The sequence below is a fragment of the Paenibacillus sp. J22P15 genome (assembly GCF_056269345.1).
In genome coordinates this window covers 302416-318383 of the sequence record NZ_JBWDNT010000002.1, presented here as the reverse complement: position 1 = coordinate 318383, position 15968 = coordinate 302416, and the positions used below count along the sequence as shown (strand labels likewise).

The following is a 15968-nucleotide window of genomic DNA, read 5'->3' as shown; positions in this document are numbered from 1 at the left end:
GCTTGTCTCACAGTTTGCCTTAGTATAGGCTGATAACCTCACAAAACTAAACAACAAAAAAATAATAAAACACCAAAATTCACTTAAATGGCGTAACAAAAAATAAAGAATCTCTAAGATAAAAAGTCGTAACGGTGCTCAAGTCTGCTGTCCGCCGTTTTTGGTGAATTCTACAGAGGCATTGAGCTCGGTGCTATCAATGAAAGTAAATATAATGAGTTTTTGAGCAAGATGAAAGATGCGGGCGCCGACAAAATTGTCGCTGAAATGCAGAAGCAAATCGACGCCTGGAAAGCAAGTAAATAAAAAATTGATTAACACCATATAAATAAATAATAACCAAACAGTCTATTGAACACTGTTTGGTTATTATCTCTATTAGCATCTAAGTTCTTCTATACTTCAACTTTACTATTCTTTAATTCGTTAATATAATCAGCCATCAAAATAACTCGGCTCTCCAAACGCGATTTTTCTGCGGCGAAAGCAATCAGATGACTCTTTACAGAGGCATCTGCACCTGTAAGCCCTTCTTCCTTCCCATCGCTGCGAACAAGACGCACGAAATCTCTCATTATACCTGTGTCGCCGCCGCCATGACCCGCCAAATCCGTTTCCAGATTGATTGTCTCTGTCTCCCTAGTAACGAAGTTCGTCACTTCAATGACATTCTTCTCCATATCGCCTCTGATCTGACCATGAGTGCCCATCAGCTTCAACGAGCGCCCGCCTTCATACGTAAAGGCGCTCATGGTGAACGCAACAGTTACTTCATTTGCGAATTCCATGTTCACTACCTGATGATCGACCACGTTGTTATCGCAATGATACACGCATCTTCCATAAGGTCCTTCCTTCAGTTCTCGAAGTACCCCCTCGTCACTTGTGTCGTTACTAACAACAGTACGAAGCACTTCCCCCACCCAATCATCTCGTTCAATATACATTTTAGGTGCATAATAAGGGCAGCTGTCCTGTACGGGGCATCCGTCCAAACAGTACTTTGGCGCGCCTTCCGGCGCACTTTCTTTGCGGAAATGAGTTAATGAGCCGAAGGATGAAACTTTAGTACAATCTGCATCAACAAGCCACTGCAATATATCCATGTCATGACAGCTCTTCGCCAAAATCATCGGACTCGAAACTTCTGAATCTCTCCAGTTTCCTCTTACAAAGCTATGAGCTTGGTGACGATGTTCAACGTTTTCCGTATGTTGAATCGAAACGAGTTTGCCAATTTTTCCATCCGTAATAATCTGTTTGATCGTCGCAAAAAAGTCCGTATATCTAAGTACATGACAAACCGAAAACACCCGATTATATTTCTTAGCATATTCCCCCATAATGAAACATTCTTGCGGATCGGGTGACATAGGCTTTTCCATAAGCACATGGTACCCTTTCTCCAATGCTTTCAGCGCAGGCTCAAAATGCATTTTATCCTGGGTACATATGAGAATCGCATCGGCTAGTCTCGGTCCTGCAAGCAGTTCCTCCCAGCTGGAATAACAATTCTCATCCACTACACCGTGAGCTGTTTGGAATCGCTCCCTTCGCTCAGGATCGGCATCCGCAACAGCAACGAATTCAATGTCCTCTGGGTGTTGCAGGGCATAGGGTGCGTAAGCCCCCGCCCCTCTTTGTCCGGCTCCGATTAATGCTGCAGTAATTTTTTTCATATCCTACTTGCTCCTTACCTATTATTAGTTAATATCAGCTTAAATAGATTGTTCCGTTTTGAAAATAATAAAAAAACTGCATTTCTCAAAAAAGTAATACTAATCGACTACTATTTAATAACTTTTCTCTAAATTCCACCTATATGTTGATATAACCAGCAAAACTGAGCATGATCAAAAAAAAGAGGAAGGCATTACACCTTCCCCTCAATTTGGAGTTAACCTAGTATCAATCTAGCAATAGCTGCAAGATCAACAATGTCTATTTTACCATTATTATCCATATCCGCTTGCGGATTCCAGTTCGAATCAGTGGAAGTCGTTCCATAAATAGCTGCGATTAGAGCGAGATCACCAATGCTGAATTTACCATCTTTATTCAAGTCGCCAGCTGCTGATGCGGCAATAATTTGAATCGTGTATGCTTCACCATTGTTGACCGTTATTTCGTTCCCGTTTGCACCCGAGACAGCTACGTCACTCAAGAAAACGGAGCTCGTTACATTTTGTCCGACAGCTTTAGCCTTGAAGCGCAGCTTCAAAACATTTGTCGTGTCCGTTATCGCGCCCCCCACCTCAGAGCTTGCCATAAGAATTCGTATTTGGCCTGAATCCTCTTTTTGTCCGATGACCGAGAATCCACTTTTCAGAGCATCCACAGAAAGGATTTCTAGTTGGGACGGGTCATAATGAATCGTTTGGTCCAGCGCGTACACGCTTTCTGTAACTCCGCTCAATTCGTAAGTCACATCAAAGGATTGACCAACAATGACACTGGCGGCTCCCGAAGCAGTTAGTTTAGGATTTCCGTTCTGTATTTCTTTGTTAAACTGTGCCGTAATCGTAACTTCTTGCGACGGCATTTGGAATGTGTAAGTACCGTCACCCTTTGCCGTGATCGGATATACGATATTGTCCGCTCCTATTACCGTCAAAGCAGCTTCGTCAAGCTGAAAGCCTGAATATGCCTGAGGGTAAATAGTCACAGTGTCTCCGCTGTGCGCCCTTGAATAGTTAAGACTTGTGCTTGTAGCAATATCACCGTTTGCAGATTGCACAACATTAATATCGTTTGTTGCATTCAAGGTTATTGCGTTTCCGATAGGTGTGAAATTATTGTCTTTGGTAACCTGTTGCAAGGTCCATTGCTGATCCGCTACAACCTCAGTCAGCTTCCACGCCTTCCCGTTAGACCAAGCTTTTCTCATATCAGCCTGCACTTCAGAAGTGAATTCACCACCTACAACAAACGCCCCATGTTTTATCGCATTGTTCCAAAGCTTGATTTCCTTTGCCATGTAAGGTCTTTGTTTAAATGTGTTTGCAGTAACATACCAACCGGTTCCAGCATCCCAACCCGCTTTCATAGCAAGGTTCATAAGCAGGTTAGGCTCGTCGGAAGCTCCATGACCTCCGTGGGTGTATGTCCAGCCAATCATTTTCGGGAAAAAATTCTGACCGTAGAACTCCAAATAATTATTAATGAGATTAACCGGTGTATCGGATTCTCCCCAGCTGATTCTTGATGTTACATTCCATAAATTTGAGCCCATATCACTTGCTTCAGTAATAAATCCGTCTTTATTGGCTGCATTTATTCCATTATAAACGGAGATAGGAAATGCGCCGAAATTAAGAGCACCGTAAGTGGTCATTTTGGTTGCCTCAAGTGCATCATAGGACATTGCATGGACACCTAAGTTATTAAATATATCTGCCATACGGCCAGTCATCTGCTTATTCAATTCTAGATCCGCGATATATCTGTCATAATAGAAGAAAAGCAGCTTAGCAGAAGTTCCTTCATCATGAGCGCTTACCGTAGTTCCACGATATCCGCGCACAACACCTGCCAATTGCCATTCGTTGTCGCTCACTTTAGTAGAGCTGCTAAAAGCAATTATTTCATTGTCGATAAGAACACTGTTTGAGCCTGCTGCGTTGACAAAATCAGGTGAGAATTCCTTACCGTTATCGATATATACGGTAGTGTCGGTATCTGACATCGCTCTTGTCAGATTCGCAATGCCCGCACTTGCAAGCCCGGCATTAGCAAGTGGATTCATGTATGTCCGATCGCCAGGGGAAATCTCGTTCGATAAAGTATGAACACCCACCTTAATGCCGTAGCTTGCCGCGATGTCTACCATCTGTTTTGCCGCCGCATCGGAACCGCCGAAGTTGCCGTTAAACTGGTATCCACCGTCTGTAATCCATGGACCTGACGCGCCGTATTGCCCGTAGATGTAATTAATACCTGAATCGAGGGCCATCTTGGAGTCATTGTCAATATTATTGTACATATTATCGGTAAATACTAGGAAATCCTGTGCTGTTTCCTGAGAGGTCTTTTGCCACTCACCGTTAATCGTTGGGTGCGGCAAGCCTTCATTTACCTCTATGTTGGATAAAACGTTTAAAATATTGGGAGTTCTTGTCCCGTACAAGGCAATAGAAGAGCCTATCATGCTCGCATCGCCCGCGTAATCACCAGTAAGCGCGGGAATGGTGCGCGTAGGTGAAGCGGCATTCCATTCCTGAATCTTACGCTTGGTTGGCTTCGTATAATCCCAGGTGTATGCCTGCAACGCACTGCCCCATGTGTTGAAAGCAGCTGCGATATTATTAAAACCTCTTGTATTAAGAGGATGCGGGTATCCGTTAACGTTCGGAAGATCCGATGGGTAGCTTAAATTGTTATACTCAACCGGCCAACCGCCGATGGTCTTATTGTTCAAGCTATGAATTCCGAGTCCGAAATTGTCGTTGTAAGCAACACCTGCAACCTGACCGCCTGATTTTATGTCAACCTTGATGGGACCCCATAATACTGCCTGCGCCGACAATTCCGACGGTAATTTCAAATCTGTCAGTGTAAAGGTGGTATAGCCGCCTTTTTCCTCAACATTTACGGTTGCCTTGCCCTTTATAGAAGCAAAATCAAAGGTTAATTTCCCGCTCCCTTTTGCATAATGTACCGCAGTTGGATAATGCGGAGCATAGTTTACAATTAAGGACATCAGATAAGACGTCTTGCCGTCTGGACTGGTTGTAGCATAGTCGGTACCATCAAGAGTGTTGATAAGGTTCGTAATCTGACCAGCGCTGTTTAGCACGATATTCAACAAACCTGCTGGAATTACAGAAGCATCTGCACTTGGCACAGGTACCCATATCGCTGTCAGAATGATATCACTTGTAATAGGAGTGGAGAAATCAAAAGGTACGCCGTTAAGCTCCCATCCTACCAAAATCATACCATCTCTTATCAGACCTTCAGGAGGGGCCACCGTATCGCCTTTCGTGACCTCTACATTTATTGGTTCCGCATTCTCGCCGGAAGAAAATTTAACGGTATATACTGGAACGGATTTCCAATTAGCCACAAGCTTCATGTCACCTGTTACCGGCTGTTGGAAATCCCAAGCTGTTCCGCCGGCAACATTCACTGTCCACTTGTCGAAAACTTGGCCCAATGTTTGGGAAACAGGGTCGCTCGGCTTTGTTAATACAGTATCGTTGATCGCTTTTACAGTAGTTGAAGGGTTAATTCCGTCATTATAATCATAGGTGATGGTGTTCATGTAGTACGCCTGTAACTGCACCATCTGCGGAATGTTATTGTTGGAGACTTCGCCGGTCATACCTCCAACCCACCATCTGATGTAACGTGCAGTTGTCGGTTCAAACTCAATCTGATGACCTCCAGCAGTTGTATCCTCCTGATATTCGGCGTCTTTTCCGGCCGAAACACCGGTAATGGTTCCGTTTACAAGAGTGTCGTTTGCAAATGTCTTGTTCGAGTCCTTTGGATCCTGATGAGCGACATTGTTGACATCCTGATTGAATACGTTGACCCAGTTGCTGCCGTCTGTCGAAAGCTGAACAATCTGGTTATGATACGTTCTTAATCCTGATGCAGAATGATTGCGAAAATAATTCCAAATTTTAACAACATTCATCGTCTTTTCTGTTCCTAAATCGATGAGAAGATAACTGGAGGCCGTATTACCAGGAGTTCCGGGAGTACCATTTGCGCCCGGTGCAACCCATAAATCTGTATTCAATGTGCCGCTTGTTATGTTTTTGAGTGAAAATGGGGCACCTCCCCACCAATTACCGGAGCTCTGGCCGCTTGAATCATACTTGGACCCCGTTACGTTGGAGTTATAGGCAAGATTTCCCTTTGGGATACCTGTTGCCTCCGCTGCAGCAGCATATGGTGTAGGCGTTAGTGTTACGACCAAATAACATAATGTAAGAATAATGGATAAAAGTCTTCGTTTCGTTTGCATGATCGATAAACTCCTTTGAGATTTTTTTTCATAGAAGTATGTCATAGCTAGATGCGACCTATATCAGCATTTACAGATATTCTGTTCGTATTTCCATTAACGCCGGCTTGATTATTAAGTAAAAAATCCGGTGTACGCTATTAAGACATACACCGGATTTCACAATAGAGTTCGAGATTATTTGTTTCTCCAAGCGTCATATTGAGCTTGTTTTTCTTTGATGATGTCATCTACGCCAGCAGTTTTCAAACGCTCAAGGAACTTAGGCACGGATGTAGTCGGGTCAATCGAACCAGAACTGATAGCCGGAATCATCTCCGTAGTAACAGAAGAAACGTTCGCGATTTGCGTTTTTACAGGAGTCGGGTCAAATACAAAACCTGACAATGGTGAAACATCTGCTGTTTTATCATTTTCATAAACGATGGACATAGCTTCTTTACCCTTTTCACCAGCTGCATTTTGGCTATATTCAGCACGGTTGAACGTTGGGCTGTACGATTGACCAATTTGCCAGTCATTCCAATTGAAATTGTATTTGCCTTCAATATTAGTAAAGTTACCAGCTTCGTCGAATTTGTAGTCAACGTCTTTTTCACCTAATGTAATTAGTTTGAATAGCTCATCGTCAGTGTTTAGCAGCTCAATCAACTGTACAGCTTTTTCAATGTGTTTTGAACCTGAATTGACAGCAACTGCTGCATTGGAGCCAGCTCCAGCTGAAATCAATGTGCGAGTAGTCGATACCGTTACAGCAGGGGCATCTTGGTATGTTTTCATGGACATACCTAGCTCTTGACCTGGAAGATCGATGCTGTCAGGCCAGCCATAACCTGCCGCAAAGATTATTTTGCCAGCTTTACGATCAGGAGTCGTATCTTTAACCGTTGCACCATCTTTACGCACATAGCCTTTATTGTACCAGTCGCGCATAATTTCTGCGTATTTGGCAAACTCAGGAGTTTCAAATTGGTTGACAACTTTGTTTGGATCATTAAGATTGACCCAGCCTGGTGTTGTCAAATCACCTACAGGCTCCATATCCCAGTAAAGCGGCTCATTGGCAAAAAAGCTAAAATTAGAGCTGGTTTCAAATCCGATCATATCAGGATGCTTAGCTCGCGCTTCGCCAAGGAAAGGTCCTACCATTTCGAGAGCTTCTATCGTTGGCTTGCCTTTAACAGCTTGCCAGTCAAATCCTAATTCTTCCACAATATCTTTGCGGAAGTAAAAGCCGTTACGCTTGGCAACGCCCCATTGCTGATAATTGACAGATGCGTAAATACGATCGTTTACTTTCACGCCATCCCATAGACCTTGAGGGATACGGGCATACGTTTCTGGCGCAAGTTTAGGCAGAAGGTCAGTAAGGTCTGCATATGCACCTTTGTTAGCGTTTTCGAAGAAATTAATTCCACCCCAGAATGCAGTGAATGCAAGATCCCAGTCGTCGCCAGAATTGATCATCAGATTCATTTTATCTGCATAACTACTACTATCTACAGCAACTAAATTCAATTTGGCATTAATTTTTTCACCAATAATTTCGTTTGCTTTTTTCATGATGCGGTCAGACTCATTGACAGGTCCATTCATCATGTAGAAGTTAAGTTCTACGAGTTCCTCTTTTTCTTTGACTTCATTATTAGTAGCACTTGGTGCAGCCGTAGGATCGCCGTTCGTGTTTGGTGTAGCCTTCGAGCATCCAGACAGGATCGTCGTGAGAACCACAGTTAAACTGATCAACATCATAGGAAACTTTTTCATTGATATCCCCCTAAAATTTTTTTATTCTCAACTAGAGTGCTGTAAAATTACTCTTTTACAGCACCTATTGTTAAGCCTTTCTCAAAATACTTTTGTAGAAAAGGATACAGTAATATAATCGGACCGATGGCAAGTACACACGTAGCCATCCGTGCTCCTTCACTAGGAAGCATGCCAATAGCGGATTCGATAGATTTAGAGGCTGCTGCATTGGCTTGTAAATAGCCGATGTTGTTCATTAAAGATTGCAGCAAATATTGCAAGGTGTGCAGCTTCGGCGATTCGATGAACAACGCAACGGTCATCCAGTCATTCCAGTAGGAAATCGCTGTAAACAGACCGATCGTCGCCAGTGATGGTTTAGAAAGCGGAAGTGCAATACTGAAAAAAGTACGAATTTCGCCTGATCCGTCTATGCGTGCAGACTCGAACAAGGAATTCGGAATCGATTTGAAAAAGTTTTTCATAATCAGCACGTTAATTGCTGACACAAGGAATACGATAATGAGTACCCAGATCGTATTTTTAAGATGCAAAAATCGTGTAATTAAAATGTACGATGGAACAAGTCCGCCATTGAACAGCACTGGAATATACACGAATAAAGTGAGTGCATTGCGATAAGTAACTTCAGGGCGCGTCAACGAATACGACAGCATCGAAGTAACTAACAAATGCAGCAGCGTACCGACAACAGTTACAAAGATAGTGACGGCGTACGCATTGGCAATCGAACCAGCTCCGCTAAATACAAATTGATAAGCAGCAGTATCGAACACTTTGGGCCATAGATTATATCCGTCAATCATAAGCGACTCTTCACTTGTAAATGATATCGATACAACTAATAGCAGCGGAAGGATACAGGCAAGAGCTGATACAATGAAAATGAGATGAATTATGACTTTTGATATTTGAAAATTTCTTACTACCATAGCACTTCCTCCCTTTCTCTACGCTGATCGATTAAAATAAGGCGCTGTCGGGGTCTGATTTTTTAATAATATAGTTGGAAATCAGGACAAGAACGAAACCAACTACTGCTTGATACAGACCAATTGCAGACGACATGCCGTAGTCGTTCAGCTTTTTCAGAGAGCGGAATACAAGGGTGTCGATAACATCCGTTGCACCATATAGTGCTCCTGAATCATTGGAAAGGGTATAGAATCCATTCCAGTCGCCTAATCCGCCATTGAACAACTTACCTACCCATAACAGAGTAAGGACGATAATAATCGGTTTCAGCAGCGGCAGTGTAACGAATTTGACTTGTTGCCACTTCGAAGCTCCATCCAACTGGGCAGCTTCATAATAATCAGTATTAATCCCTGCGATTGCTGCTACATACAAAATGGAATAGTAGCCGATGTTTTTCCACAGATAGGCTAAGGGAAGGATAAAGCGCCAATAGGCAGCCTCACTGTACCATTGAACGGCTTCTCCGCCATTAGACGTAATCATACTGTTGACAATGCCTCGGTCTACACTGAGCATACCGAACACAATATACTGGACTACAATCCATGATAGGAAGACTGGCAGCAATATCGAACCTTTATAAGTAGCTGAGATAACTTTATTTTTCACTTCGCTTAATAGAATAGCCAATATTAGTGCACCGAGAGTAACGGTAACCATTTCTATTATGTTGTAGAAAAGTGTATTGAACGTAACAATTTTCGCTGTTTCGGATTTAAAGAAAAATTCGAAGTTTTTGAACAGCGGATCCATCCATGGGCTTCCCAATATACCGTCACGAGGGTTGTAATCTTTGAAGGCGATAAGTACACCGCCCATTGGGATATAACACATGACGGCAATAAATAGCAGTCCGGGTGCCATCATTAGATAGAAAGGAAATTGTGTACGTACGCTGCGCAATGTCCTATTATGAGTTGGTTTTGCAATTAGTTTCATTTAGTTCACCCCTCTCCTTGCATGAAATGTATTTCTGTGCTTTTAGTGTAGAGCGAGGGTGGGGGCTTCCTCAACAAAAAAAACCATCATTCTCTTTGTTTTTCGATAGAAGTTTTCTCTAAAAAATAATGAAATCTACAAAGAGTCTTTAATCGTTGTTATGATACATGCATACTTATGCTATTATTGTGTTAATTGTATAAACAAAAAAAGTCGAAATCGCATCAACTAGGGGGTCACTATGAAGCTACCGAGAATATTAGAAAAAAATAGCACGAGCTTTCTACGCAAATCTTTCTTCTCCTTTCTGATTATTACGATCCTCATTACTGTGTTGCTTACTGTTTTCTTGACCATTACTTATTTACGCACGAGTATCTCGATGATTAACCGCTTCAATCATGAGCTGATTGAACATTACAATTTCAGTATTACCTACCTCGATGAGACTGCAAAAAAATTAGGAAATGCGCTGTACAGCGATAAAGCTATCATCCAATTTATTAATATGAAGAAAAATGATGAGCTCGTGGCGATTTCGGCAAGCATGGTTATAGACAAGCACTTTTTGACACTAAAAGATATTGAGAGCGTTTACCTTTACAATGCGGGGGCAGATCTTCTTTATTCCTCAAGGAGCGGCGAACGCCAATCAGCCTCAACCTTTTCAGATCAGGCAATAGTAGCGATGCTAACCGATAAAAATTTTGTAGCAGAGTATCGTGGTCGACCTATTGTGACATCTGTAGAAGAAGAAACGCAATCGGCCGGTATATGCTCCTATATTTTATTTGAACCGGGGGAGACTTCATCAGGCTTGAAAAACGCTATTGTCGTTAACATTCGGACAAAAGCGCTTACAGAATCTATTCAAGCCATCAGCGGCAATGACCCTGAAACGAAATCCTCTTTTTTAGTCGTTGATTCAAACGGTTCTATTCTAAGTAAGACGCTCACACCGGAGTTTGAGCATAATATGAGTGAAGTACGCGGATTAAGCCAACAAGCAAATGAACTTATTAGTAGCAATAATCAGATACGAGAAATTGGGGGAATCAGCTATCTTGTATCTAGCAGCAAAAGCAACGCAAACAACTGGTACATTATGGGACTTACTCCTGTAAAAGAAACGTTTAAGGATGTCATTAAAGCATCAATTGTGTCTCTGGGTATCGTAGTTGTTGTATTCATAATTTGTGCAATCATTTGTCTTTACTTGGCTCGCAGATTAACTCATCCGATTCAAACGATTACGAAAATTATTAACGGCGAAGCTCATGAAAAAAACGATGTAGTCGTTTCGAGAATGGAAGAGTTTCAATATATTTTGTCTGTATTCGAATCGATGAAGGAGAAAAATCAACAGCTGGATAAAATAATCCATGAAGCAGGTTATGCTGTTAAACAAGATTTTCTTAATGCACTATTAAGCGATAGTACCACACACTCGATAGACCAAGTGCAGGAGAAGCTGCATGACATCAATCTGGATTATATCGCCACCAGTCAGCTGTGTATGTGTCTCATAAAAATCGATAATTACAGCCAATTTGTATCTGTGAATAGCCAGAAGGAACGATGGGCACTACGCTATGCTATTGTGAATATTGCAACAGAACTGGCAGAGGACTATGGTGCGTGCGAAATATTCAGCAGTGAGCCCGATAAATTCGTAGTCATTATGGATTGTTCCACAGTAAACCAATATAAAGTGCTGCAGGAGAAAATAGAGCGTTACTTACGCGAGGTACAGAGTAATACACTTAAGTATCTCCGTATTTCTTTATCTATGGCGTACAGCACGATGTTTCAGGGGATTGAGCATTTGCCCAGCATGTATAATAATATGAAGGGCTCAATTCTGTTGAAGATGCGCTACGGACATGGCTGTATTATTACTCCTTACATGATGGATGAAATCAACACGGATAATTTCCACATACCCGTCAAGAAAGAGGAGCAGCTCGTTGAGAAAGTGCTCGAGGGCAATTATGAAGCTGCTGCTGCAATCTATCAAAGTATTAGACCCATGCTATATCAATACACGTACGACGAAATTTTGTATTGCATTGTTCATTTGATTTACAGCATTTACTCCAGTGTGTTAAGCAAGATGCCTGCTGTAAAGGATAGCCAGAATTTAACTCTACAGGGATTTTTTCGCGGGATACAAAATGCAGAAGTGAGTACAGATATGGACAACGTGATAGATGCGTTTTTACAGAAGCTGTGCAATAAGGTGGAAGCTCTCAGGAATACTTCCAATAGTAATGACCATCTGATACAACGTATTGTCGCAATTGTCGATCAGGAATATTCCAACACAGAATTATGCCTAAGCTCTATCGCCGAAAAACTACGGCTATCTTCGAACTATGTCGGCCATATATTCAAAACAGCACATGGGCAGTCTATTGCGCAGTATATTTTCGACTGGCGAATGCAAAAGCTGGACGAATATATGCGAAATACGCAGCTTCCTTTAACAACCATTATTGAAAAGGTCGGACTAGAGCGGAATAATTATTTTTACACGCGATTTAAAAAGCATTTTGGCATGTCCTTGAGTGAATACAGACTGCAGCTGGGACAAGAAATAGATCATGAAAATGAAATGATAGTTTAAAGTGTGCGTAATTTGACGTATACAAAAAATCCTCCTCAGATTGGATACTGAGGAGGATTTTTTCATAGCAATATACAATCCATGCTACATCCTTAAGGAGCAGCTACAATCTTGGAAGCTACTGTGGCAAGATCACTAATATCAATCTTACCATCTTTAACGATGTCAAACTTAGCGTATTTCGCCCAATCTGGATCAGATGTTGTCTTACCGTATGCTGCTGCGACAAGACCCAAGTCACCAATCGAAATTTTGCCGTCTCCGTTTACATCTCCAGGAGTTGAAACCTTAATGATGATATTCATTGCAGCATCAGCGACTTCTGTCTCTATGCCGCTTCCATTCGCGGCGACTCCATCGACAGCCTGAACCTTCGTTCCAGCTTCATCCGTAGCTGATTTCGCTTTGAACTTAAGACGTAGTACATCACCGTCTGCAGTAATGCTGTATTCGCTACCCAAGCCTACGGCAATAATACGAAGCTTACCAGGAGTTTCAATGGTATCTACGATTTTGAATTCCGGTCTAATCGACTCATAGGAAACGAGCTCAAGCTTGCTTGCGTCATAAGTAAACGTAACATCCTTGGCAGAGATCTGGTCTTTCACATGCTGCAAACCGTAAACAACGGTTAGATCATCACCGAGTTGAACTTCCTCGCCGCCCTGCAGTACACCTGACAATTTCCCAGTTTGACCAGGCTCTGGGGATTCAGTCACAATGTTAAAGCTCATGTATCCGTTACTAGAAATCGTTATCGTTGCAACTCCAGTCTCTTGATCAAAGGCAACCTCTGGCTGTTCATATTGCTCAGCAAGACCCGTTAGCGCTTCAATCTTTGGCGCTGCTGTTAGATTATCGAATGTCAGCGTTGTTGTTCTCATCACATTATCCCGAGTATTGGTCATGTACTCTGACTTGATCCAATCCTGGAATAGGTTGTTCACATCTGTATTCCAGCGCTTTGTGGATGCTGTGTAGCCCTCCCAGATGTTGTCTTTATCTACCCGATAGTTGTTCAGCTTAACGTTAACCGAACCTTTATTATCATCCAGAATGACATAGGTATGTGGCTCAAGCAGCGCGTCAACTGTTGTGTCAGCTTCTGAAAGCTTAAATTTAGCCGTTTGATTCACATTAATATTCTCTAGATGGTTGTACAAATACCATGTGTCATCGATGGCCTGTGCGAAAGCTGTTCCCGTATAATCTGCTGGATATACACTATTAAAGAAATCCATCTTCTGCTGCTGTGATGAAATCTCTGGTGAGGTTCTTGTTAATATTGCAGCTTCAGGAAATGCTGATGTTACAGAAGTTCTGGACATTAATGCAGGAACAACGGGAATAATTCCATATCTTCCTGTTGAGTATGTCGTGGTTTCCGCATCTTCAACATTCAATCCGTCATACAATTTTTTACCGCCTAGGTTGCTAATATTATCGTGCACCACAATCTTGGTTTTTGCCTGTATCTCTTCCTTCGTTGGTGCCGGGTGCTCAATTGCATAACGCATAAAGTCTATAATTGCATGATCGAATGCCGGCGTAGTCTTATCTTCAATACCCGTCGTATATGCCGGATGCTCAAAGTTGTATACATTCCCGCCATTCAGGTAGATGTTCATCATTTGAATCGATAATAACGCTTCCGGGAACGTAGCTACACTACGGTCTTCTTCCCCGCCATTTCCAAGACCCGGTAATCTCGATTCCTCAAATAACTTCCAATCTTTACGTTCCCACCATGTCCACGTATCAATGATACCGCCCCATTGAGCGACATGGTCCGTTAACCATAATCCAGCCATATAACTAATCGTTTCAGCGCTAGTCCCACCGCTTTGTGGGGTGTTCTTGAAGGTAAAGATAAAGCTATCCCCGTGATCTTCCATTGCTCTCCGAAATTTAGCATTGCTGATTGCTTTTTCAATGGTATTGCCTTGATTTTGTTCACTCCATACGAAGTAACCACCATTATCATCGGATACTTTAATGTAATCTGCCGCCAAGCTTGCAAGACTATCATCATAAATCCAGTAGTTTTCTGATGACATTAAACCTACTAAACTTGAATATTGATCGTACATCGACTGTGCCCATGCCGGTGTTAGACTGCTTACCCCTGTATAGTATGGCTTGTTTCCAGCCGTCATGGTCAACAAAAGAACCGGAATGTTATTCTCTTCCGCAATCTCCATCTGCTGTGTGTAGAAGGCTTTCATCTCGGCTTCATTTCCCATGCCGATGTTTCCTGCATGAATTTCCATAACCGCGTATGGCTTTACATCATCCGGAATCGAATCCCATCTGCCCAGAAGTGTATCTTCCCATTGGAAAGTGCTTTCAACAGGATCATATTCCTTTCCGTATACAGGAATGATTAATAGAGGATGATCGTTATCAACCTCCATTCGCTTACCACCGCTCAGAGGCTCGCTAACTATAACTGTCGCTGTTGTTGTAAAACTGCCGTAAGAAGCTGTAATGATCGCAGTTCCGCTTGCAACGGCAGTTATCAAACCCGTGTGTTCACCTACTATTGCAACACGAACATCACTAGAACTATACGTTACATCTCCACCATAAACATGCTGTGAACCACTCATAGCTGACGCAGACAATTGCTTAGTCTCACCAATCTTGACTCTACTCTTCACTGGTGTAACAACAAGCGAATCTGCTTCAATTGGGGTTGTATCTGCTGTGAATGCTAAAGAATCCACTTCAATACCATTTCCACTCGTGCCTGAACCACCTGCATTCTCAATCTTGACGGTATGTTCACCAAGTGGAAGACCGATAAGCGTATACAGATCTTGTTGAAATTTGGTTGTGCCATTCACATTTTGAATATCAACTAGTTGATCATCTAAATAGATCTTTGCCGAACCGAAATTTGGAGTTTTCTTACCGATCCATTGCATACCAGTTCCTGTAAATGTAAAAGAAGCGCTCGCCCCAACCTGAGTTGTCTGTTTCGCTGCCCCCCCTCTACTTGCGCTCTTGTTTACCGTGCTCCATTGTCCTTGATAGGTAATAAGATTCGAGGTGTCCGGGGCCTCAGTCCATCCTGCTTGTAATGGAGCATCAGCTGCACCAACCGCTTCAAGATAATCGACATCCATCACCGTTCCAGCTACACTCACAAACTTAATGGAGTTTACCCCTGCTTTCAACTCTACCTTATAGGTTTCCGTGCCTGGTGTATCCCAATTCCCCTTGCCTTTAGCGCTTTTCGCTGCCGCATCCCCATTAACTTGAAGCGAGAATGTGGTGTTCGATGGAGCAAAATATCCAATGTTCAAATCATAGCTTCCTGCAGCTGGCACATAAAGCTCATTGAAATCCACATATCTGCCAACCACATGATCGAAATTCCCAAGCGTTATCCCGCCCGATGCATTACGGTTCATCTGGATTTCTGCATTATTATCAGACTCTTCTGCTTCGAACCGTATAAGCCGACTCTCAGATTCGGCGCCAACTGTTCCTATACTCGAAACAGTACCGCATACAACGACAACTATAGCGAGCAATGTACATGAAAAGCGATTAAATAATGACCTTCTCCTCATCTGTAAATCCTCCATTATAATAGAGCGGCACCTCATCAACATGACAGTGATCAAATACCCTATCACTTTACAATGGGATGAGGTGCCCCCTATGTTTCTATTA

Annotated in this window: 8 protein-coding genes; 2 read left to right on the top strand and 6 right to left on the bottom strand. The window is 42.5% G+C overall.

Annotation, left to right across the window (positions count from 1 at the left end):
* Positions 1-144 precede the first annotated feature (144 nt).
* Positions 145-306: a DUF3502 domain-containing protein gene (locus tag AC0YN6_RS06260; RefSeq protein ID WP_475746282.1), complete on the top strand. Its 162-nt coding sequence runs from the start codon at positions 145-147 to the stop codon at positions 304-306.
* Between the two features lie 89 nt (positions 307-395).
* On the opposite strand, the gene AC0YN6_RS06255 is transcribed toward AC0YN6_RS06260, so the two are convergent.
* The 5 genes from AC0YN6_RS06255 to AC0YN6_RS06235 form a co-directional block, all read right to left on the bottom strand.
* Positions 396-1679, bottom strand: a complete 1284-nt coding sequence (locus AC0YN6_RS06255; RefSeq protein WP_475745779.1) for a Gfo/Idh/MocA family protein — start codon at positions 1677-1679, stop codon at positions 396-398.
* Positions 1680-1897: 218 nt separating this feature from the next.
* Positions 1898-5974, bottom strand: coding sequence for an InlB B-repeat-containing protein (locus AC0YN6_RS06250; RefSeq protein WP_475745778.1), 4077 nt, complete (start codon positions 5972-5974; stop codon positions 1898-1900).
* Positions 5975-6151: 177 nt separating this feature from the next.
* Positions 6152-7741 carry a DUF3502 domain-containing protein gene (locus tag AC0YN6_RS06245; protein ID WP_475745777.1) on the bottom strand — a complete coding sequence of 530 codons (1590 nt, stop codon included), beginning with the start codon at positions 7739-7741 and terminating at the stop codon, positions 6152-6154.
* Positions 7742-7788: 47 nt separating this feature from the next.
* Positions 7789-8676, bottom strand: a complete 888-nt coding sequence (locus AC0YN6_RS06240) for a carbohydrate ABC transporter permease (protein WP_475745776.1) — start codon at positions 8674-8676, stop codon at positions 7789-7791.
* A 31-nt stretch (positions 8677-8707) separates the two neighbouring features.
* On the bottom strand, positions 8708-9661 hold the full coding sequence (locus tag AC0YN6_RS06235) for an ABC transporter permease (RefSeq protein WP_475745775.1): 954 nt from the start codon (positions 9659-9661) through the stop codon (positions 8708-8710).
* Between the two features lie 241 nt (positions 9662-9902).
* Here AC0YN6_RS06235 and AC0YN6_RS06230 point away from each other — a divergent pair, with 241 nt between their 5' ends.
* Positions 9903-12287, top strand: a complete 2385-nt coding sequence (locus AC0YN6_RS06230) for an AraC family transcriptional regulator (protein ID WP_475745774.1) — start codon at positions 9903-9905, stop codon at positions 12285-12287.
* 92 nt (positions 12288-12379) lie between these two features.
* Here AC0YN6_RS06230 and AC0YN6_RS06225 read toward each other — a convergent pair whose 3' ends face one another.
* The gene (locus AC0YN6_RS06225) at positions 12380-15865 is read right to left on the bottom strand and encodes a glycoside hydrolase family 98 domain-containing protein (protein ID WP_475745773.1); all 3486 of its coding nucleotides are present in this window, start codon (positions 15863-15865) and stop codon (positions 12380-12382) included.
* Positions 15866-15968: the final 103 nt, after the last annotated feature.

Excerpts from the sequence above, each read along its gene's own strand:
- AC0YN6_RS06225 (WP_475745773.1), bottom strand. The coding sequence starts at position 15,865 with ATGAGGAGAAGGTCATTATTTAATCGCTTTTCATGTACATTGCTCGCT.
- AC0YN6_RS06230 (WP_475745774.1), top strand. The coding sequence starts at position 9,903 with ATGAAGCTACCGAGAATATTAGAAAAAAATAGCACGAGCTTTCTACGC.
- AC0YN6_RS06235 (WP_475745775.1), bottom strand. The coding sequence starts at position 9,661 with ATGAAACTAATTGCAAAACCAACTCATAATAGGACATTGCGCAGCGTA.
- AC0YN6_RS06250 (WP_475745778.1), bottom strand. The coding sequence starts at position 5,974 with ATGCAAACGAAACGAAGACTTTTATCCATTATTCTTACATTATGTTAT.
- AC0YN6_RS06240 (WP_475745776.1), bottom strand. The coding sequence starts at position 8,676 with ATGGTAGTAAGAAATTTTCAAATATCAAAAGTCATAATTCATCTCATT.
- AC0YN6_RS06245 (WP_475745777.1), bottom strand. The coding sequence starts at position 7,741 with ATGAAAAAGTTTCCTATGATGTTGATCAGTTTAACTGTGGTTCTCACG.
- AC0YN6_RS06255 (WP_475745779.1), bottom strand. The coding sequence starts at position 1,679 with ATGAAAAAAATTACTGCAGCATTAATCGGAGCCGGACAAAGAGGGGCG.